Origin of the sequence: Aquimarina sp. Aq107, assembly GCF_943733665.1 — a bacterium.
Taxonomy (GTDB): domain Bacteria; phylum Bacteroidota; class Bacteroidia; order Flavobacteriales; family Flavobacteriaceae; genus Aquimarina.
Genome location: NZ_OX030782.1, coordinates 3,864,464 through 3,886,273, shown reverse-complemented (window position 1 = coordinate 3,886,273; position 21,810 = coordinate 3,864,464). Strand labels below are relative to the sequence as shown.

Here is a 21,810-nt window from a genome sequence, read left to right as displayed (position 1 = left end):
AATTCGTGAGATATAAAATGTATATTTATTTTATCATTTTATTTTTATGAAAAGAAGTGTTTTATTATGTTTTGTCGTTTTATTGAGTGCTTCGCTTTATGGAAATCAAGTACAACAAATTCCTAAAAAAAGAACGAGCACAACTAAGCAAGTTGTAAAAAAAATCCCCATGTCTAATTCTGTGTTAGCAAAAGGGGGTTGGTACAAGTTTTATATTGAAAAATCGGGAATATATAAAATTACTCCTGAGTTTTTATCTGATTTAGGGATCGATGTTACTACAATAGATCCTACGACAATAAAAATTTACGGTAATGGAGGGCAAATGCTTCCTCTTAAAAACAGCGAAAATAAGGAGTTTGATTTAAAGGAAAATTCTATAAAAGTAGTTGGGGGAGAAAATGGTTTTTTGGCTAAAAATGACTACATCCTCTTTTATGGTCAAAGTACCAAAGGGTACAATACCGATAGTAAAACTCATATCAATGCATATGATAATAAATCTTATTATTTTATTACCACATCTGGAAAAAAAGGAAATAGAATATTCAATTCAGAATCTGTAAACAAAAAAGTTGATACAGTTATTACTACATTTAGAGAAGGTCAGTTTTATGAAATAGATCAATATAATCTTGGGTTGATGGGGCGCAGATGGTTAGGGGATCAAATTAGAAATAATGAAGAAAAGCAGTTTTCGTTTTATTTTCCTAACAAGGTAGATTTTATGCCGGTTTATTATACTATTGTTGCAGCTGCTCAATCCGATAAGCCTTCTAAATTCAGTATCAAAATAAACCAAAAAGAAACAGAAGAGATTAAGTTTCAGAAGCTATCAAAGGGGAGTATTGCCAAAGAAGGTTGGGTAGAAAAGATGATAACGAATAATTCAGATTCTATCCATATTAACATTAAATATGAAACAGAAAATCAGGTATTAGGAAAGAGTTATTTAGATTACATAAAGATTTCGGCAGAAAGATCATTGGTTTTATCTGATAAGCAATTGAAGTTTGAAATTCCTACTTTTAATTCCGTTAAAAAAATAGGGGAGATACAATTAAAGAATACCAAAGAAATTAGCGAAATATGGGATGTGACTAATACAGATTCAATAGCCGTTTTTAGGAATATTCCTTTTTCAGAAAAGTTTTCTTTTAGGACAAACCTTAATCAAACAAGAAGGTTTATTGCTGTTCCTAAGAATGATTTTTATCATCCATTAAGGCTAAATAATTGCAAAGTAGAAAATCAAGATTTGAAAGGAACTGTTTTCTTAGATAAAGAGAATAATTTTAGAGACGTAGATTATATAATAATTACATCAAAAGATAAACTTTTAGCAGCAAATCGATTGGCAAATTTTCATAGAAAATATAATAATATGAATGTCAAAGTAGTATCGGTGCATGAAATTTATAATGAATTTAGTAGTGGTAAACAAGATATAGGAGCGATTAGAAATTTTATAAGATATGTCTACGAAAATGCTTCATCTGATGCTAAAAAACTGGCATATGTATGTTTCTTAGGAAATGCTACATTCGATTATAAACATAAAATGATGGATATAGAAAGGAATCAGATATATAAAAAGAATGATGTTCCAAGTTTTATGAGTTATAATAGTTTTTCAAACATTAGATCGTATGTGTCAGATGATTTTTTTGCAATGATGGATCCAGAAGAAGGAGAAATGAAATTGAAAGATAATCTAGATATTACTCTTGGACGAATATTGGTTGATACTGATATAGCTGCTAATGATGTAGTTAATAAAATTATAAGATATCATCAGAAAAATTCTTTTGGGGATTGGAAAAATAACATACTCTTACTGTCGGATGATGTGGATAAAGTTTGGGAGCAAGGTATCCAAGGAAACTTAGATAATTTGGGGAACTCTCTGATTAAAAAATATCCTTTTTTAAATATCTCTAAAGTGTATAGTGATGCATTTATTCAAAAATCAACATCCAGCGGTGAACGATATCCTGATGTGACAAAGGCACTAATAAAGAAAATCGAGGAAGGTGTTGCTGTTTTAGATTATTTTGGACACGCAGAAGAGGAAGGTTTTGGTACGGAGTTTTTCTTTACTAAAAAAGAAGCAATCAAACTTAAAAATAAAGATAAGCTACCGTTGTTTGTTACTGTTACCTGTCTGGCTACTCGGTTTGATAATCCTTTCGAAGTTTCTGTTGGAGAGTATATTTTTAAAAACCCAAATGGAGGTGCAATAGCAATGATTGCAACTACTAGAGAAATTTTTATGAGCGCAGGGGTTAGAATAAATAATAAAATAATTAATTCTCTTTTTTCTGAAAGAGGTTCTCGTTTGAAACCATCAAAAGCAGTATTAAAGTTAAAAAATGAATTAGGGTATCAAGATAAAAGAAGCGTGTTTTTTATTGGAGACCCAGTAATGTCTCTTCAAATGCCTTTACCTACCACCCGTATTACTAAAATTAATGAAATACCAATTAAAAAGTTTAATGATACAATTAGAGCCCTAGACAAGATTAGAATATCTGGAGAACTATTGGATGCGTCCCAAGATGTAATGAAAAAATATGATGGGGAGATTTCTGTTAAGATATTTGACAAAGAACTTAGTAAAAAGACATTAGGTAATAATAGAATTAAAAATGGAAAAGGAGATCTTATACAGTTAAAATACAAAGATCAAGACGTTGTAATATATCATGGAAGTTTCGAAATTAAAAAGGGATTATTTGATTTCGACTTTGTGGTTCCAAAAGATATAAACCTATCTGTAGGAAAGTGTAAAATAATCTTATATGCTAAAGTCGAAAATACTTTAGAAGATGCTGTTGGGGTGCAAGAAGATATATTGTTGGGTGGATTATCAAAGGTAGAATCTCCAAATATCAATGGACCAGAGATCAGAGTTTTTATGGGAGGGAAAAAAACAAAGGAAATTAATGTTGTTAAGGCTAATGCAGAACTAAAAATAGAGATCGCTGATGAGGACGGAATCAATGTTTCTAGAATGGGAATTGGACATCAAATGACAATGATTATTGATGGAAATACAAGAGAAAAGAAAATATTAAATGATTATTTTTCCAATTATGACAATGATTATAAGAAAGGATTTATTTCTTATCCATTACATACATTATCTAAAGGGTATCATACTTTAGAAATTAAAGTTTGGGATGTTTTCAATAATAGTAGTAGCCAAAAAATCGAAATTATTGTGCTGGATTCCTTATAAGATGACTTGACTAAATAATAATCTACTAATTCACTAGGCTTTTTATTAATAATATCATAATTCTTTCATTTCTAGTAATTTTTTAAAGTTTTTAAGACTAAGAAATAGATTTTTATATATACATTTGTTTAATAACCTACTATTCCGATAGGGTAATAGGTTTTAGAGTAAAAAATGATTGTAGATCAAATGATATTAGATAAAGTAGCTACGAAGAAAACATCGTATGAGACTGATAGGACTTCGGAGAAACCGTTACGAAGTATCGCCAAGGCTATAAGTTGGAGAGTAGTTGGCACGTTGGACACATTAATCGTTTCTTATGTGTTAACTGGCGAAATAGCATTGGCTACATCTATCGCATCAATTGATTTTGTAACAAAAATGATCCTTTACTTTTTTCACGAAAGAATTTGGAACCGTATTAAATGGGGAAGATAATTGCTGGTTTACTTCTGGTTAAATAGGAAGTAATAGAAAAAGAATTTAGAAAATGAAATTTACAGAAAAAGAAATACAGAACTTGAATAACACTTTAAAGGATAAAACTCCTTTAGAGATTACGCGGTGGGCTGTTTTAAATGCGAAAACCCCAGTGGTAACTACTAATTTTAGACCGTATGAAGCTGCTATTCTTAATGTGAGTTCTAAAGCATTATCTGATATTCCTGTTATCTGGTGTGACTCTGGATACAATACACCTAATACATATAAGCATGCCGAAGAAGTGATTAATTTACTTAAACTTAATGTACAATTGTACGTTCCAAAACAAACAGCTGCGCATAGGGATGTAGTGATGGGTATTCCTGATATTGATGATCCTAAACATAAAATTTTCACACAACAAGTAAAGCTAGAACCTTTTAAACGAGCTATGAATGATTTTAAACCGGATGTATGGTTTACCAATCTTCGAAAAGGACAAACGGCATTAAGAGATTCATTAGATATTTTGAGTTTGGGTAATGATGGAGTTTTAAAAGTAAGCCCTTTTTATTACTATAGTGATGCAGAGTTAGATGTGTATTTGGAACAACATAATTTACCAAATGAATTTAAGTATTTCGATCCAACAAAAGTTCTAGATAATAGAGAATGCGGGATTCATACTAATTAGGTCAAGATATATAAAAAAAAGATTAAATTACATGGAAGTAATTGAACATATAAAAGAACAAATTGTGGATGCAAAAGTGCTAAAAGTGAATCCTTTAGAAAGTGAGGCGATTTATATTTTTAGAGAAGTCGTGGCCCAATTTGAAAAGCCTGTATTACTTTTTTCAGGAGGTAAAGATTCTATTACCCTAGTAAGATTAGCGCAAAAAGCATTTTATCCAGGTAAGATTCCCTTTCCACTTTTACATATTGATACAGGGCATAACTTTCCTGAAACCATTGAGTTTAGAGATCGTTTGGTAAAAGAACTTGGAGTAGAATTAATAGTTCGTAATGTTCAGGATTCTATTGATCAAGGTAAAGTAATAGAGGAGAAAGGTAAGTATGCTAGTCGTAATAGTTTGCAAACGACTACACTTCTTGATGCGTTGGAAGAATTTAAATTTGATGCAGCAATTGGCGGAGCAAGAAGGGATGAAGAAAAAGCGAGAGCAAAAGAACGTATATTTTCTGTGAGAGATGATTTTGGTCAGTGGGATGAAAAAAACCAACGACCAGAGCTTTTTGATCATCTTAATGGTAAAATTGATTTAGGTCAGAATGTTCGTGTATTTCCGATTAGTAATTGGACAGAACTTGATGTTTGGAGTTATATCCAAAAAGAAGGAATCGAAATCCCTTCTATATATTTTGCACATAAACGAAAAACATTTATAAGAGACGGTATGATCTGGTCGGCAGAAGATGATGTCGTGCATAGAGAAGATGATGAATTAGTAGAGGAACGATTAGTTAGATTTCGTACTGTAGGCGATATGTCATGTACAGCGGCAGTGCTTTCAGATGCAATTACTATTGATAAGGTGGTTTTAGAGATTCGAGAATCAACAATTTCCGAAAGAGGAGCTCGTATTGATGATAAAAGATCTGAAGCAGCGATGGAAAAAAGAAAACAACAAGGGTACTTTTAATTTTTTTGTCATTCCAGTGTGTCATATTGAGCTTGTCTAAATATATGCTGGAATCCAAAACTTAAAAGATATTTTGAATTAGAATAAAATAATCAGGATAGTTTTAAATTGGTTATGGCCAATTAATAAATATCAACCACCAACCAAAATAAAAGGGATGGACGTATTAAAAATAGCAACAGCAGGAAGTGTAGATGACGGTAAGAGTACCTTGATTGGGCGTATTTTATACGATACAAAGTCATTAACAACAGATAAACTAGAAGCAATCGAAACTAGAAGCAAAGCTAATGGCTTTGATTACTTAGATTTTTCGTTAGCTACTGATGGATTAGTTGCAGAAAGGGAACAAGGTATTACTATTGATGTAGCGCATATTTATTTTTCTACAAAAACGAAAAGTTACATTATAGCTGATACTCCTGGTCATATAGAATATACCAGAAATATGGTTACTGGAGCTTCGACTTCTCAGGCATCGATTATTCTGGTTGATGCTAGAAAAGGGGTAATTGAACAAACATATCGTCACTTTTTTATTAATAATTTATTGAGAGTAAAAGATGTGATTGTGGCGGTAAACAAAATGGATTTGGTTGATTTTTCTCAGGATAAATATGAGGCGATCAAAGAAGATTTTGAAAAGTTGATAGCTAAAAGTGATTACAAAGAACAAAACATCACTTTTATTCCGGTTAGTGCTTTGCAAGGTGATAATGTTGTAGATAAATCAAAGAATACTCCTTGGTATAATGGTCAAACATTACTAGAACATTTAGAAGAATTGGATGCGCAAGATGTGTATGAAAAAGCAGAAGTTCGTTTCCCAATACAAACAGTAATTCGACCTAAAAAAGATGAATTTCATGATTTTAGAGGATATGCTGGTAAATTATATGGAGGAGATATTTCTGTAGGTGATGAGGTAACAATTTTACCTTCTTTAACAACATCCAAAGTGAAAGAGATTTTCTTTTTTGATCAAAAATTTGATACAGCAGGTAGAGGTAGTTCTTGTACGATTACATTAGAAGATGATGTAAATGTAAGTCGTGGTGATATGATTGTAAAATCGTCGGAGAAGCCTAAGGTAGAAAAGCAATTAACCGCAACAATTTGTTGGATGGATAATAAAGACCTAAATCCTGGAACAAATTATTTCATCCAAAGTGGAAGTAGTAGAGTTTTAGCAAAAGTGAAGAATATTAGTGGAACAGTTGCTACTGATTTTTCTGGAGAAGATACCGCTAAGAATTCACTAAGTCTAAATGAAATAGGAAAAGTTCAAATACAATTAAGTAAACCTTTGGCTATCGATTCTTATAGTAAGAATAAAGCTTCAGGGTCATTTATATTAATAGATTCTCAAACCAATAATACTTCAGGAGTAGGTTTTATTCAATAGATAAAAATCTTTTACTGATAAGAAAAAACAAGAATTTTTAGAATTAAAAAACCTTTATACAAAAGTCATAAGTATGTCCTTTTTTAAAGGTTGTAATACGAAAGAAAATGCAAAGTTTTAGAACAGAAATAGAAAACCCAATTGTCGAAAAGGACATTATCGAATTAGCGAATAAAATAGAGCAATTCCATAAAGGGAAGATTGATGAAGAGAAGTTTCGTAGCCTACGTCTAGCTCGTGGAGTATACGGACAAAGACAAGAAGGTGTGCAGATGATTCGTATTAAATTACCTTATGGTAAGGTGTTGAGCAATCAATTACGAAGAATTTGTGACGTTTCAGATGAATATTCTAGAGGTAGATTGCATATAACAACAAGACAAGATATTCAGATCCATTATGTGGATTTAAATAGAACTCCTGAGCTTTGGGCAGAGTTAGAAAGAGATGATGTAACACTTAGAGAAGCTTGCGGTAATACGGTTCGTAACGTTACTGCTTCAGAAACTGCGGGAGTTGACCCAAAGGAACCGTTTGATGTGTCTCCATATGCAGATGCGTTGTTTCATTTCTTTTTAAGAAATCCAATATGTCAGGAAATGGGACGTAAATTCAAGGTGTCTTTTTCAGGAACAGAAGAAGATACTGGATTATCTTATATGCATGATCTTGGTTTTATTGCCAAAATAGAAAATGGGGTAAGAGGGTTTAAAGTGATGCTTGCAGGAGGATTAGGTTCGCAACCGAGACATGCAGATGAATTATATAGCTTCTTGCCGACCGATAAGATTATTCCTTTAATGGAAGGAGTTTTGAGGATTTTTGATCGTCATGGAGAACGTAAGAGTAGAGCAAAAGCAAGAATGAAGTTCTTGGTAAAGGATATTGGTGTAGAAGCTTTTAAAGAATTAGTAGAAGCAGAACAACAAGCAATTGCGCAGAAAACAGTTTCCATTGATGCAGAAGCTTATGTAGCATCAATTCCGGTATCGGTTAAAATTCCTGAGGTAGAGGTTAAGAACCAAAAAGCTTTTGATTTATGGAAATCTACTAACGTAATCCAACAAAAACAAGAAGGATATGTAGCAATTGGGGTTAAAGTTTTATTGGGTGATTTTTACACAGATAAAGCCAGGTTATTAGCTGATTTAGTAGAGAAATATGCTGCAGGAGAAATAAGATTATCTCTTCGTCAGAATATTTTAATTCCTTTTGTAAAAGAAGGATTGCTTCCATTTTTCTATCAAGAATTAGAAAAATTAGGATTTGTAGAAGCAGGATATAATAAAGCGGTTGATATTACTGCTTGTCCAGGAACTGATACCTGTAACCTAGGTATTGCTAGTAGTACTGGTATTGCCGAAGAATTAGAAAGAGTTATAAAAACTGAATACCCTCAATATTTACAAAAAGAGGATCTGGTAATTAAGATTAGTGGATGTATGAACGCCTGTGGTCAACATAATATGGCTAATATTGGTTTTCAGGGAATGTCAGTAAGAACAAAAGATAAATTAGTAGCTCCAGCATTACAAGTATTGCTTGGAGGAGGAAACTTGGGTGATGGAAAAGGTCGTTTTGCAGATAAAGTAGTAAAAATTCCTAGTAGAAGGGGCCCAGAAGCATTACGTAGAATTTTAGATGATTATGAAGAAAATGCAAATGGTAAGACCTTTGTAGCATATTATGAAGACAAAGGAGAAAAGTATTTTTATAACTTACTTACGGATTTGTCCAATGTGGAAAATTTAACTCAAGAAGATTTTATAGACTGGGGGACTGAACAAGAGTATGTAAAAGCAATAGGGATTGGAGAATGTGCTGGTGTAGTAATTGATTTAATAGCAACATTATTTTTAGAAAGTGAAGAAAAGATAGAAAATGCAAAAGTATCTTTTGAGAATGAAGTATATTCTGATGCTATATATCATGCATATAGTTCTTTAGTTAATTCCGCTAAAGCATTATTGCTTGCAGAGAACAAGAAAACAAATACACATGCGAGTATTATAAGTCAATTTGATACAGAATTTGTGGTAAGTGGGAAGATCAATCTTGATGGAACGTTCGCGGATTTGATATATCAGATTCAAAAAAATGCACCGAGCAAGGATTTTGCAGTGGATTATATTAAAAAAGCAGGGCAATTTTTGCAAAAAGTGCAAGCATTTAGAGCACTCGAAGTAGAAAATGTATAATATCTTTACAGGGTTGTAAAATATTTAAAATAAAGACAATAAGTAAATAAAAAATGAGTACTAAAACACCAAAACTCACAGTAGTCGGGGCAGGACCAGGAGATCCAGATTTGATTACATTAAAAGCTATTAAAGCATTGGAGTCTGCTGATGTGGTGTTGTATGATGCACTTATCAATGAATCCTTATTAGAATATGCGCCTAAAGCTGAAAAGATATTTGTAGGAAAAAGAAAAGGATGTTATGCATATCAACAGGAACAGATTAATGAGTTAATTGTTAGCAGAGCCAAAAGCCATGGACACGTAATACGATTAAAAGGAGGAGATCCATTTATTTTTGGAAGAGGAGCTGAAGAAATTGACTATGTTCAAAAATTTGGTATCGACACTAATATGGTGCCAGGGATATCATCGTCTTTAGCAGTTCCGGCATATCAAGGAATTCCATTAACAAAAAGAGGATCTTCCGAGAGCTTTTGGGTAATTACAGGAACTACTAAATCCCATAAATTATCGCAGGATGTTTGCCTGGCAGCTAAATCAAATGCAACTGTGGTAATTTTAATGGGGATGAGCAAGTTAAGCGAAATAGTTAGTATCTTTGCAGCCGAAAATAAAGAGGATGTTCCAGTTGCTATTATTCAGAATGGAACTACTGAAAATGAGCAATTTGGATTTGGTTCAATAAAGACAATAGAACAGGTTGTATCGGATAAAAAACTATCATCACCTGCGATTATTGTAATTGGAGAAGTAGTAGAGCAAAGAGCAAAATTAGCTTCGATTTATAGAGAAGTAAAAGAAGAAATCGTATCTTGATAGTTCAGGATAGGTGTAGAAATGGAAGAAAGAAATAATTTATATCCGGTTTTTCTGAAAGTTAAAAACCTTGAGATCCTAATTGTAGGAGGAGGAAATGTAGCCGAAGAAAAACTTACGTTCTTACTAAAATCTAGTCCAGATGCTAAAGTAACAATGGTGTCTCCAATGTATAGAGGCGATACAATTACTTTAGCCAATAAGTTTGGAGTAGAAATGATTAAAAAGAAATATCACAGACGTTTTCTTAAAGGGAAACATATTGTGATTGCTACTACAGATGTTCCAGAAGTTAATGTGCAAGTTTATAAAGACTGTAGGAAAAGAAGTAAATTGGTGAATGTAGCGGACAATCCTCCATATTGTGATTTTTATATGGGAGGTATTGTAACCAAAGGAAATGTAAAAGTGGCTATTTCTACAAATGGAAAGTCACCAACAACAGCAAAACGACTACGTCAGTTTTTCGAAGAAGTAATTCCAGAAAATATAGATGATTTAGTTAAGAATTTAAACGAATATAGAAAAACAATAAAAGGTGATTTCGAAGAAAAAGTGGAAACACTTAATGAATTTACCAAAGGATTAATAGGAAAAAAAGAAGTTGAACATGATCAAGACTGATATTCTAATCATTGGAGCTGGACCAACAGGTTTATTTACTGTTTTTGAAGCTGGATTACTGAAGTTAAAAACACATCTTATAGATGCATTGCCTCAACCAGGAGGACAGTGTTCTGAAATATACCCTAAAAAGCCAATATATGATATTCCAGGTTTTCCTGAGATTTTAGCTGGTGATTTAGTGAATAATTTGATGGAACAAATAAAGCCTTTTGAGCCAGGTTTTACATTGGGAGAAAGAGCAGAAACTATTGAAAAGTTGGAAGATGATACCTTTTTGGTAACCACCAATAAAGGTACAAAACATAATGCTCCTGTAGTAGCAATTGCAGGTGGATTAGGTTCGTTTGAACCTCGAAAACCACCTATTCCAAATATTACGGATTTTGAAGATAAAGGAGTTGCTTACATTATTAGAGATCCAGAAGTATATAGAGATAAAAGAGTTGTGATTGCTGGAGGAGGAGATTCTGCATTGGATTGGACTATTTTCTTAGCAGATGTAGCTAGTGAAGTAACACTAGTACATAGAAGAAATGAGTTTAGAGGAGCTTTAGATTCTGTAGAAAGAGTTGCTGAATTAACCAAGTTAGGAAAAGTAAACTTAATCACTCAAGCAGAAGTTAAAGAACTAAAAGGAGATGATCATATTACAGCTGTTGGGATCAAACATAAAACAGAGGGAGACATCAATGTTGATACAGATTATTTTATTCCTTTATTTGGACTTTCACCAAAACTAGGACCAATAGGTGATTGGGGATTAGAAATTGAAAAAAATGCAATAAAAGTAGATAACTCCTACGATTACCAAACAAACATTCCTGGTATTTATGCAATAGGAGATGTTAACACGTATAAAGGAAAGCTAAAACTAATTCTTTCAGGATTTCATGAAGCTGCCATTATGTGTCAAAGTGCTTACCAAAGAATATTTCCAGACAAGAAATATGTAATGAAATATACTACCGTTGGAGGAGTCGAAGGATTTGATGGGTCTAAAAAAGAAGCTAAAAAAGAAGTAGTAAAAGCAATAGTATAAAATTTTTATATCATAATCCTCGCAATTAATACTGATCATTTTTCGGTATATTTGCGAGGATTTTATATACGATTAAGACGATAATATGTCAGACGTTACCATAAAGATAAAAGATAGAGAAGGAGAAATTCATGAAGTACAGGCTCCTACTGATATGGCAATGAACCTTATGGAAGTATGTAAAGCCTATGAACTTCCGGTAGAAGGGACTTGTGGTGGTATGGCCATGTGTGCATCTTGTCAATGTTATGTTTTATCAGATCATGAGCTTCCAGAAATGAGTCAAGATGAAGATTTAATGCTTGCAGAAGCCTTTTATGTAGAAGATAATAGTAGACTTGGATGTCAGATTCCAATTACGCCGCAATTAGATGGTTTAGAAGTTGAATTAGCTCCTGAATCTTAAAAGTGTAGAATAAACTTGCAAAACAAAAGGCTATGCCTTTAATTTGTAATCACAACAGTTATAAAACTGTTTAGTTCATATAATTTTAAATGTTATCAAGAAAGGTGGAGGGAATAGACCCTATGATACCTTAGCAACCCTTTATCTCTTAAAGAAGGTGCTACGTTCTATTCGTATATTAAACGAAATAGATAACAATGACCATAGCTTTTGCTATTTCCATTTATTTTTCTTGATATATTTTAAAAGAATCCTTTCATAAAGGAAACTTAATATTATTTGATAATGTTACACAAAGCTTGGCTTAGTGTTTTCATTGTTACTTAAAAATTGGCTTAAGGAGTATTAGCCTTAAGATTGATAAATGAAAGACATAAAAAAAATATTAGAGGAAAGAATTCTTGTGCTTGATGGTGCTATGGGTACTATGCTGCAACGTCATAAGTTTACAGAAGAAGATTTTAGAGGAGAACGATTTAAAGATTGGCCGATTCCGGTTCAAGGTAATAATGATTTATTAAGTATTACGCAACCCGAAGCTATAAAAGAAGTACATCGATTGTATTTCGAAGCTGGAGCTGATATCATAGAAACCAATACTTTTTCTGGGACTACAATTGCTATGGCTGATTATGAGATGGAAGAGTTGGTCTATGAATTAAATTATCAATCTGCTAAAATAGCAAAAGAGGTAGCAGATGATTTTACAGAGAAAGAACCTCATAAGCCCAGATTTGTAGCAGGCTCGATTGGCCCGACAAATAGAACTGCTAGTATGTCTCCTGATGTAAATGATCCTGGATTTAGAGCGGTTACTTTTGATGAACTAAGAGTGGCTTATAAACAACAAGTAGAAGCTTTACTTGATGGCGGTTCTGATATTCTTTTAGTTGAAACCATTTTTGATACTTTAAACGCAAAAGCAGCACTCTTCGCAATTGAAGAAGTGAAAGATGAAAGGAACATAGAAGTACCAATTATGATAAGTGGTACGATAACCGATGCAAGTGGTCGTACATTATCCGGACAGACTGCAGAAGCGTTTTTAATTTCGGTATCTCATATCCCAATGCTATCAGTTGGCTTTAATTGTGCTTTGGGGGCAAGTCAATTAACTCCCCATTTAGAAGTGTTAGCTCAGAAAGCAAACTTTGGAGTTTCTGCGCACCCTAATGCGGGATTGCCAAATGCTTTTGGAGAATACGATGAAACTCCAGAACAAATGGCATCTCAAATTAAGGAATATATGGATAAAAGTTTAGTGAACATTATTGGAGGATGCTGTGGAACAACACCTGAACATATAAAAGCGATTGCGGATTTAGCTAAAAATTATGAACCAAGATCAGTAGAAGTTGTAGCATAGATTATGAGTACGGAGCAAAAAAGAAAATACCTGAAATTGTCTGGACTGGAACCTATGATTGTTTCAGCAGAAACGAATTTTATTAATGTAGGAGAACGAACAAATGTTGCTGGATCACGTAAGTTTTTACGTTTGGTAAAAGAGGAAAAGTTTGATGAAGCGTTGGATATTGCAAGACATCAGGTAGAAGGTGGCGCGCAGGTGATAGATATCAATATGGATGATGGTCTAATTGATGGAAAAGAAGCAATGGTTAGGTTTTTAAATTTAATTATGGCAGAACCTGATATCGCAAGAGTTCCTATCATGATTGATAGTTCTAAATGGGATATTATCGAAGCTGGTTTACAGGTGGTACAAGGAAAATGTGTAGTAAATTCTATTAGTCTTAAGGAAGGTGAAGAAGAGTTTATTACTCATGCCAAAAAAATTAAACGGTATGGAGCTGCCGTAATAATTATGGCTTTTGATGAGGTTGGCCAAGCAGATAATTATGAACGCCGAATTGAGATTTCAAAAAGATCTTATGATATTTTAGTAAATCAGGTGAATTTTCCTCCTGAGGATATCATATTTGATCTAAATATATTTCCTGTTGCAACCGGAATGGAAGAGCATCGGAAAAATGCTATTGATTTTATTGAAGCTACAAGATGGGTTCGAGAAAACCTACCACATTGCAGTGTGAGTGGAGGTGTTAGTAATGTTTCTTTTTCTTTTAGAGGAAACAACCCTGTTCGGGAAGCAATGCATTCAGTGTTTTTATATCATGCCATAAAAGCTGGTATGAATATGGGAATCGTAAACCCTGCAATGTTAGAGGTGTATGATGATATTCCTAAGGACCTCCTTGAACATGTAGAAGATGTGATCTTAGACCGAAGAGATGATGCTACAGAAAGATTATTGGACTTTGCAGAAACTGTTGTAGGGACTAGTAAGGAAAAAACTGTTGACCTCTCTTGGAGAGAAGAATCTCTACAAAATAGAATTACCAGAGCACTCGTTAAAGGGATTGATCAATATATCGTTGAAGATGTAGAAGAAGCAAGACAAGCAGCTGATAAGCCTATAGAAGTGATAGAAGGGAATCTGATGACAGGTATGAACGTCGTTGGAGATTTATTTGGGTCTGGTAAAATGTTCTTGCCGCAAGTAGTGAAATCCGCCAGAGTCATGAAAAAGGCAGTGGCTCATTTATTGCCCTATATTGAAGAAGAAAAAAAGAAAAATCCTCAGTTAGCACAAGGAAATGGATCAGCAGGCAAAGTTCTTATGGCTACAGTAAAAGGCGATGTTCATGATATTGGAAAAAATATAGTCTCTGTAGTGCTTGGGTGTAATAATTACGAAATTGTGGATATGGGAGTGATGGTTCCCCCAGAAAAGATTATTCAAACAGCTATTGATGAACAAGTAGATATCATTGGATTAAGCGGTTTAATTACTCCATCATTAGACGAAATGGTGTTTTTAGCTAAAGAAATGGAACGTAGAAATTTTAAAGTTCCTTTACTAATAGGAGGAGCTACTACATCAAAAGCACATACTGCTGTTAAGATTGATCCTCAATATAAAAATGCAGTAGTTCATGTAAATGATGCGTCCAGAGCAGTTACTGTTGTGGGGGATTTACTCAATAAAAGAAGTAATCAAAAATATGTAGGTGATCTCAAAGATGATTATGAAAAATTTAGAGAAGGGTTTCTTAAAAGGACAAAACAAAAAGAATATTTGTCTATTGAAGATGCACGAAAAAATAAATATAAGATTGACTGGTCTTCTTCATGTATTATAAAACCAAACAAATTAGGAGTTCAGGTTATTGAAGATTTTGATTTAAAAAAACTAGAACCTTTTATCGATTGGACACCTTTCTTCAGATCCTGGGATTTGCACGGTAAATACCCAGCAATTTTAACTGATGAAGTCGTCGGTGAACAAGCTGCTTCATTGTATAAAGATGCACAAGAATTATTACAAAAAGTATTTAATGAAAAATTGCTTGGAGCAAAAGCCGTGTATGGTTTGTTCGAAGCTAATACTGTGAATAACGATGATGTTTTAATTAAATCAGGATCCAAAAACTTTAAGTTCAGGACATTAAGACAGCAATTAAAGAAACATGCAGGCAAACCTAATTTTGCATTGGCTGATTTTGTTGCTCCGAAAGAAAGTGAGATACAAGATTATATGGGGTGTTTTTGTGTTACTACTGGTTTTGGAACCAAAGAACTTGCAGAAGCTTTTGAAGCAGATCTGGATGATTATAATTCAATAATGATTAAAGCTTTAGCAGATCGTCTTGCCGAAGCTTTTGCAGAATGTTTACATCAGAAAATACGAAAAGAAGATTGGGGATACGCTAAAGAAGAAAAATTATCAAATGAAGAATTAATTAAAGAATCGTATAAAGGTATTAGACCAGCACCAGGATATCCAGCTTGCCCAGATCATTTAGAAAAATTAACAATTTGGGAAGTATTACAAGTCAAAGATAGAATTGGAGTTGAACTTACAGAAGGACTTGCTATGTGGCCTGCTGCATCGGTTTCGGGATATTATTTTGCAAACCCAGAAGCTAGATATTTTGGATTAGGGAAAATAAAAGAAGATCAGGTGAAGGATTTTGCCGATAGAAAAAATATTGATTTCGAATATGCGCAAAAATGGTTAAGTCCTAATATCATTGACTAAATTAAAAGATTACCAACTAAGAACTATAAACTAGATGAAGGTTACAGATCATATAAAAAATGCAAAAGGAAAAACATTATTTTCTTTTGAACTAATACCACCACAAAAAGGGAAAAGTATTCAAGAGTTATATAACAATATTGATCCATTAATGGAGTTTAAACCTCCATTTATTGATGTAACTACTTCCAGAGAAGAATTTATTTATATTGATAGAGATGGGTTGCTAGATAAAAAGCTTACACGTATGCGTCCTGGAACAGTTGGGATTTGTGCTTCAATAACTCATAAGTATAATGTTGACACTATTCCCCATGTATTATGTGGGGGCTTCACAAAAGAAGAAACAGAATATCTTTTAGTTGATTGTCATTATTTAGGGATAGATAATGTTATGGCGCTACGTGGAGATGCAATGAAGGAGGAAAAGTATTTTAATCCTACAAAAGGAGGTCATTGTTATGCAAATGAATTGGTAGAACAAATTGTAAACATGAATAATGGAAGGTTTTTACATGAGGTTATAGAGAGTGATAACCAATCTGATTTTTGTGTTGGAGTAGCGGGGTATCCTGAAAAACATTTAGAAGCTCCTTCTATGGATTCGGATATAAGAAGGTTGAAGGATAAAGTTGATGCAGGTGCAGACTACGTTGTAACCCAAATGTTTTTTGATAATAAAAGATATTTTGAATTTGTGGAAAGAGCAAGAGAAGCAGGGATTAATGTTCCAATCATTCCAGGGATTAAACCAGTCGCTGTAAAAAGACATTTGCAATTACTTCCCCAAGTATTTAAGTTAGATATGCCAGATGAACTTGTTAAGGAAGTTGAGAGCTGTAAAACTAATAAAGAAGTAAGAGAAGTTGGTGTTGAATTTGCAATACAACAATCTAAGGAGTTAATGGAATATGGAGTACCTGTTTTACATTATTATTCAATGGGTAAATCTGATAATATAAAAAAAATTGCAGCAAATGTATTTTAAAAAGTAGTAAGGTTTTGGAAACCTACTGATGCTATCTTACATTTGTCGGAATGATAAAACGTCTTTGTTTAGTACTTTTTCTTCTAGGGTATTTGGTACAATCTCAAGAAGATAAACCATATTATAGTTTTGATGTCAATAATTTTTATGGAACAATCCTGAAACACAATCCGGATATTTCTCATTTAATTACTGGGCATCCTTCTGGAGTTCTTTTTTCAATAAACCGAAAAACTTTTGGAAATAAAGACTGGCAGCGTTTGTATAATTCTCCCGATTATGGAGTGTCATTTATTTATCAAGATATGGATAATGAGTTTTTAGGAGAAAACTTCGGACTCTACGCTCATTATAATTTTTATTTTTTTAGACGAGTTTTAATGCTTAGGCTTGGACAAGGATTAGCATATAATACAAATCCATATGATGAGGATGATAATTTTAGAAATGTAGCCTATGGGTCTCATTTTATGAGTTCTACCTTCGCAATGTTAAACCTAAAAAAAGAAAACTTAATAGGAGGACTTGGAGTACAATTAGGGTTTGGGGTAATTCATTATTCTAATGCTAATTTTAAAGCACCTAATAAAAGCACAAATACGTTAGTTTTTAATGCGGGATTTAATTATGTCTTGGATAGTACGTATCCAGAATATATTAAAAAAGAAAAAGGAGATGTTAAAGGTTCAGAACCTATTTCTTACGGTTTTATGTTCCGTAGTGGAATTAATGAAAGTGATGTTGTGGGATCTGGTCAGCATCCATTTTATACAATTGCAGCATTTGCGGATAAGAGATTGAATAAAAAGAGTAGTGTTCAGTTAGGAGCAGAATTATTCTTTTCAGAAGCTTTAAAAAAGTTTATAGATTTTAGGTCAACTGGCGATTTTGAAGACGGAACTACAGGAGATGAAGATTCGAAAAGAGTTGGTGTTTTTTTAGGACATGAATTACGAATTAATAGGATATCGATTTTGACACAGTTAGGATATTATGTGTATTATCCATATGATTTCGAAGGACAAGTATATAATCGTTTTGGTGCGAGATATTATTTTAATAAAAATATATTTGGATCAATTACTGTCAGATCTCATGCGGCTAAAGCAGAAGCAGTAGAATTTTCAATAGGATATAGATTGTGAAAAGAGTAATCATAATAATATTAGGTTTGTGTTTGGTTTCCTGTGATTCTGAAAATGCGTTGGACTGTTTTCAAAGAACAGGAGATATAATAAGACAAGAGGTTGAGGTTTCTGATTTTACAAGAATCTTAGTAAACCCCAATGTAGAGTTGATCCTAAAAGAAGGAGAGGTAGCTTCTGTTGTAATCGAGACAGGTGATAATTTGTTGGATGAAGTATCCGCGGTGGTTGAAGGAGATCGTTTAGTGTTAAGTAATAGTAATGATTGTAACTTTGTAAGAGATTTTAATCAAACTAAAGTTTTTGTTACTTCTCCAAATATTACTGAAATTCGTAGTGAAACGCAATTTGATATTTCTTCTGATGGGGTACTAAGGTATCCTTCATTGGTTTTGTTTGCTGAAGATTTTTTTGAAAATGAGGGTGGAAATATAACAGGAACTTTTACCATGGAGATCGATAACGAAGTTTTAACAGTTGTCGGTAATAATATTGCTTCTTTTTTTATTAAAGGTAATGTCGAGACTTTGAATGTTACTTTTGCTTCCGGAACAGGTCGATTTGAAGGAGGTGAACTTATTTCTCAAGACGTGAACATAAAACATAGAGGAACAAATAAGATCATTGTAAATCCTCAACAATCCATAAAAGGTGAAATAAGAAGTACAGGTGATGTGATTTCTGTAAATACACCTCCAATAATAGAGGTTGATGAATTTTTTACTGGCCGACTTATTTTTAATTAATTTCCTGATTTTATTTAAATCGTAATCGATATTAGGGATTTTTCCCTTTTTAAAAAAACGTGTTTTTGTTGGTTTTTTTATACTTCGTTTGTTTTTCAATTGTAATTAATTGATTATTTTTTTTAACATAAATAATTGTTAATGAGTTATTTGTATTTTATGATTAAAAGTAAAACACTCATTTTTGCGTGTATTTTTGTTGTGGTTTTAACTTTTAAAATAAAAGGTTTTTCTGTAATGAAAAGTTAATGATATTGCGTAAATTTAAGTACCCCGCTGATCAAACATTTTAATCTTAACAAAATTGTATGGCCTATAGCGAGGAAACTACGTCTAGAGATTTTATTCCCCTAAACGAAAATTTTTTAAAAGAAAAACTCTATCAACTTTTTAAGAAGGAAGATAAAATTTTTGACTTTATTCAAGATTCAGTATTGGATGGTCTCTGGTTTTGGGATATAGAAAAACCTAGTAATGAGTGGGTTAGCAAAAGTTTTTGGAATACTTTAGGATATGATCCAAAACACATGCCTAATAAAATAACCTCTTGGCGGGATGTTATTAATAGTGATGATCTTAAAAAAGTATTAGAAAACCTCGAAAAAAAATCACAAAATCTTTCTCAGTCTTATGAACAAGTTCTACGCTATACGCATAAATTGGGTCACATTGTTTGGTTTCGATTTAAGGGTTTGCTCATAAGAGATCATAATGGAAAACCAATTCAAATGTTAGGGACCCATACAGATCTTACCAAATTGAAAAGAACTGAAGGAAAATTACAAGAATTAGTTGAAAAATATGAGGATGTTCTTGAAGGGCCAAATCAAGGTTCTTGGGAATGGAATTTAAGGACAGGAGAGGTTTTGTTTGACGAAAAATGGGCTAATATTATTGGATATTCACTTGCAGAATTACAGCCTATTTCCCTAGATACTTGGGTTAGCTTTATGCATCCTTCAGATCATATTAAAACAACCAAAATATTGCAGGAACATTATGAAAAACGAATTCCATATTATGAATGTGAAATTCGCCTAAAACATAAAAATGGAGAATGGATATGGGTTTTGGTTAAAGGTAAAATAATTAGCTGGGATAAAGAAGATAATCCAGAATGGTTGGTAGGATCCCAGGTTGATATTACGGATAATAAAAAAGCATTAGAGAAAAATAGATTGTTTGTAAGTCAAGCTCCAAGTGCGATGGCAATGTTTGATACAAATATGAGATACTTGGCAGCATCTAGAAGATGGTTTGAAGATTATAATATTGTAGGTCAAAATATAATTGGAAAAACACAGTATGAAGTTTTTCCAGAAATGGAAGAAAAATGGAACGAATATTATAAAGAATGTCTCACTGGAAATGTTCTTAGAAAAGAAGAAGATTGCCTTAAAGGGAATGAAGGTTGTATACAATGGATTTCCTGGGAACTCAGACCTTGGTATAATAGAGAAGGAAAAATTGCAGGAGTTTTAATGCATACTTCTGATATTTCTAAACTAAAAAAAGCAGAAGCTATTAATGAAGAACGTAAGGTTTTTTTAGAAGCTATTCTAGATAGTGTTAATGTTGGGATAGTATCCTGTGATCGAAACGGTAAATTGACATTATTTAATAAAGCAACGAAAAAATGGCATGGTTTACCAGCAAGATCTATTCCAGTTACGGAATTATCCCAATATTATGGTCTTTACAAGAAAGATGGTGTAACGCAATTAAAAGAAGAAGAAATACCACTACTAAAAGCTTTAAAAGGAGAAGATGTAAAAGATCAAGAACTAACTATAATTCCTAAAATTGGTCCTACAAGAAAAGTAGTGACTAATGGTTCGCAGTTAATAGGAGCAGATGGAGAAATAAAAGGTGCAGTTATAGCAATGCATGATGTTACTGAAAGAAAAATGGCTGAAGAGAAACTTAAAGTAAGTGAAGAAGCATTTAGAGGTAATTTTGAAAATGCTGCAATAGGAATGGCTATAATCGGTTTAGATGGAAGATGGATTGAAGTGAATAATGCAGTTTGTAATATGATTGGATATTCTAAGGAAAAACTTACTAAGATGACTTTTCAGGATATTACCCATCCTGATGATCTGAAAAAAGATCTAGGATTATTGAATAAACTTTTAAAAAATGAAATACCTTATTATCATTTAGAAAAGAGATATATTCATAAAAATGGTCAGGAAGTCCATACATTGTTATCGGTCTCTTTGGTGAAGGATAAAAACCAAAAACCACTTTATTTCATTTCCCAAATAACTGATACTACTCAAAATATAAAAACCAGGAGAAAACTGCATAAGGCCCTTGCAAAATTAGAAGGAGTCTTAGAGTCGAGTACTAGAGTTGCTATTATCGGTACAAATACATCAGGTATCATCAATATATTTAATAAAGGAGCAGAAAATTTATTGGGATATTCTAGAGATGAACTTTTATTGAAAGAAAGTCCAATTATTATTCATCTAAAAGATGAGATAAAGATGGCTGAAGTTGAGTTGTCAACAGAATTAGGTGAATATAAAGAAGGGTTTAAGGTTTTTATTGAATTAGCAAATAAAGAAAAATATTATACTAGAGAATGGACGTATGTTAGAAAAGATGGGACTCAATTTCCAGTACAGCTTACAATTACAGCAATAAAAGAAGAAGGAAACATAATAGGTTATTTAGGTGTTGCCACCGATATTAGTGATATAAAAAAAGCAGAGAGAGAGCTTAAGTCAATTTTAAAAGTAACTGAAGATCAAAACATACGTTTAAAAGATTTTGCTCATATCGTATCTCATAAATTGCAATTACATTCGGGTAATTTCGAAAGACTCTTAGAGAAGTTTTTACAGGAAAATCCTGAAGCAAAAGAATCTGAAATCATTAAGATGTTCGAAATTACATCATCTAAACTTTCGCATACAATCAAGAATTTAAATGATGTAGTTAAAATCAATAATTCTATCACAACTAATTTAGATTAACTTTTTAAAGTTTTAGTTTATATCGGATAATCTAAAGATGTATTTATAAAGTTGAGC

General features: G+C 32.7%; 16 protein-coding genes and 1 riboswitch. All 16 genes read left to right on the top strand.

Annotated elements, in window-relative coordinates:
* Positions 1-46: 46 nt before the first annotated feature.
* The 16 genes from porU (at position 47) to NMK29_RS16775 (ending at position 21,753) form a co-directional block, all read left to right on the top strand.
* The gene (porU, locus tag NMK29_RS16850; RefSeq protein ID WP_108802039.1) at positions 47-3,241 is read left to right on the top strand and encodes a type IX secretion system sortase PorU; all 3,195 of its coding nucleotides are present in this window, start codon (positions 47-49) and stop codon (positions 3,239-3,241) included.
* A 174-nt stretch (positions 3,242-3,415) separates the two neighbouring features.
* Entirely contained in the window at positions 3,416-3,682 is a 267-nt protein-coding gene (locus NMK29_RS16845; protein ID WP_027393070.1) for a DUF2061 domain-containing protein, read from the top strand.
* Between the two features lie 52 nt (positions 3,683-3,734).
* Positions 3,735-4,361 (top strand): phosphoadenosine phosphosulfate reductase family protein, encoded by a 627-nt coding sequence (locus NMK29_RS16840; protein ID WP_108802038.1) that lies wholly within the window; start codon positions 3,735-3,737, stop codon positions 4,359-4,361.
* 31 nt (positions 4,362-4,392) lie between these two features.
* Positions 4,393-5,331: a sulfate adenylyltransferase subunit CysD gene (cysD, locus tag NMK29_RS16835; RefSeq protein WP_108802037.1), complete on the top strand. Its 939-nt coding sequence runs from the start codon at positions 4,393-4,395 to the stop codon at positions 5,329-5,331.
* A 157-nt stretch (positions 5,332-5,488) separates the two neighbouring features.
* Positions 5,489-6,736: a sulfate adenylyltransferase subunit 1 gene (locus NMK29_RS16830; RefSeq protein ID WP_108802036.1), complete on the top strand. Its 1,248-nt coding sequence runs from the start codon at positions 5,489-5,491 to the stop codon at positions 6,734-6,736.
* A gap of 107 nt (positions 6,737-6,843) precedes the next feature.
* The gene (locus tag NMK29_RS16825; protein WP_108802035.1) at positions 6,844-8,934 is read left to right on the top strand and encodes a HEPN domain-containing protein; all 2,091 of its coding nucleotides are present in this window, start codon (positions 6,844-6,846) and stop codon (positions 8,932-8,934) included.
* 53 nt (positions 8,935-8,987) lie between these two features.
* Positions 8,988-9,755, top strand: a complete 768-nt coding sequence (gene cobA / locus NMK29_RS16820; RefSeq protein WP_108802034.1) for a uroporphyrinogen-III C-methyltransferase — start codon at positions 8,988-8,990, stop codon at positions 9,753-9,755.
* Positions 9,756-9,776: 21 nt separating this feature from the next.
* Positions 9,777-10,379 (top strand): bifunctional precorrin-2 dehydrogenase/sirohydrochlorin ferrochelatase, encoded by a 603-nt coding sequence (locus NMK29_RS16815; RefSeq protein ID WP_108802033.1) that lies wholly within the window; start codon positions 9,777-9,779, stop codon positions 10,377-10,379.
* The gene (locus NMK29_RS16810; protein WP_027393077.1) at positions 10,366-11,421 is read left to right on the top strand and encodes an NAD(P)/FAD-dependent oxidoreductase; all 1,056 of its coding nucleotides are present in this window, start codon (positions 10,366-10,368) and stop codon (positions 11,419-11,421) included. Before NMK29_RS16815 ends, NMK29_RS16810 begins: the two co-directional genes overlap by 14 nt.
* Positions 11,422-11,506: 85 nt before the next feature.
* Positions 11,507-11,827, top strand: a complete 321-nt coding sequence (locus NMK29_RS16805; protein WP_108802032.1) for a 2Fe-2S iron-sulfur cluster-binding protein — start codon at positions 11,507-11,509, stop codon at positions 11,825-11,827.
* Positions 11,828-11,916: 89 nt separating this feature from the next.
* Positions 11,917-12,025: riboswitch (SAM riboswitch) on the top strand.
* A gap of 166 nt (positions 12,026-12,191) precedes the next feature.
* Positions 12,192-13,193 carry a homocysteine S-methyltransferase family protein gene (locus NMK29_RS16800; RefSeq protein WP_108802031.1) on the top strand — a complete coding sequence of 334 codons (1,002 nt, stop codon included), beginning with the start codon at positions 12,192-12,194 and terminating at the stop codon, positions 13,191-13,193.
* A gap of 3 nt (positions 13,194-13,196) precedes the next feature.
* Positions 13,197-15,890, top strand: coding sequence for a methionine synthase (gene metH / locus NMK29_RS16795; protein ID WP_108802030.1), 2,694 nt, complete (start codon positions 13,197-13,199; stop codon positions 15,888-15,890).
* Positions 15,891-15,924: 34 nt separating this feature from the next.
* Complete coding sequence (gene metF / locus NMK29_RS16790) at positions 15,925-16,878, top strand: methylenetetrahydrofolate reductase [NAD(P)H] (protein WP_108802029.1); 954 nt, start codon at positions 15,925-15,927, stop codon at positions 16,876-16,878.
* Positions 16,879-16,928: 50 nt separating this feature from the next.
* Positions 16,929-18,023 carry an acyloxyacyl hydrolase gene (locus tag NMK29_RS16785; RefSeq protein WP_108802028.1) on the top strand — a complete coding sequence of 365 codons (1,095 nt, stop codon included), beginning with the start codon at positions 16,929-16,931 and terminating at the stop codon, positions 18,021-18,023.
* Positions 18,020-18,769, top strand: coding sequence for a head GIN domain-containing protein (locus NMK29_RS16780; protein ID WP_108802027.1), 750 nt, complete (start codon positions 18,020-18,022; stop codon positions 18,767-18,769). Before NMK29_RS16785 ends, NMK29_RS16780 begins: the two co-directional genes overlap by 4 nt.
* A 308-nt stretch (positions 18,770-19,077) precedes the next feature.
* On the top strand, positions 19,078-21,753 hold the full coding sequence (locus tag NMK29_RS16775) for a PAS domain-containing protein (RefSeq protein ID WP_108802026.1): 2,676 nt from the start codon (positions 19,078-19,080) through the stop codon (positions 21,751-21,753).
* The last annotated feature ends 57 nt before the right edge of the window (positions 21,754-21,810 follow it).

Bases quoted from the DNA above. Each gene is read 5' to 3' on its own strand.
- NMK29_RS16785 (WP_108802028.1), top strand. From the start codon at position 16,929: ATGATAAAACGTCTTTGTTTAGTACTTTTTCTTCTAGGGTATTTGGTA.
- NMK29_RS16840 (WP_108802038.1), top strand. From the start codon at position 3,735: ATGAAATTTACAGAAAAAGAAATACAGAACTTGAATAACACTTTAAAG.
- NMK29_RS16810 (WP_027393077.1), top strand. From the start codon at position 10,366: ATGATCAAGACTGATATTCTAATCATTGGAGCTGGACCAACAGGTTTA.
- NMK29_RS16805 (WP_108802032.1), top strand. From the start codon at position 11,507: ATGTCAGACGTTACCATAAAGATAAAAGATAGAGAAGGAGAAATTCAT.
- cysD (WP_108802037.1), top strand. From the start codon at position 4,393: ATGGAAGTAATTGAACATATAAAAGAACAAATTGTGGATGCAAAAGTG.
- NMK29_RS16825 (WP_108802035.1), top strand. From the start codon at position 6,844: ATGCAAAGTTTTAGAACAGAAATAGAAAACCCAATTGTCGAAAAGGAC.
- metF (WP_108802029.1), top strand. From the start codon at position 15,925: ATGAAGGTTACAGATCATATAAAAAATGCAAAAGGAAAAACATTATTT.
- NMK29_RS16800 (WP_108802031.1), top strand. From the start codon at position 12,192: ATGAAAGACATAAAAAAAATATTAGAGGAAAGAATTCTTGTGCTTGAT.
- NMK29_RS16815 (WP_108802033.1), top strand. From the start codon at position 9,777: ATGGAAGAAAGAAATAATTTATATCCGGTTTTTCTGAAAGTTAAAAAC.
- NMK29_RS16845 (WP_027393070.1), top strand. From the start codon at position 3,416: ATGATTGTAGATCAAATGATATTAGATAAAGTAGCTACGAAGAAAACA.
- NMK29_RS16830 (WP_108802036.1), top strand. From the start codon at position 5,489: ATGGACGTATTAAAAATAGCAACAGCAGGAAGTGTAGATGACGGTAAG.
- cobA (WP_108802034.1), top strand. From the start codon at position 8,988: ATGAGTACTAAAACACCAAAACTCACAGTAGTCGGGGCAGGACCAGGA.
- metH (WP_108802030.1), top strand. From the start codon at position 13,197: ATGAGTACGGAGCAAAAAAGAAAATACCTGAAATTGTCTGGACTGGAA.
- NMK29_RS16775 (WP_108802026.1), top strand. From the start codon at position 19,078: ATGGCCTATAGCGAGGAAACTACGTCTAGAGATTTTATTCCCCTAAAC.
- porU (WP_108802039.1), top strand. From the start codon at position 47: ATGAAAAGAAGTGTTTTATTATGTTTTGTCGTTTTATTGAGTGCTTCG.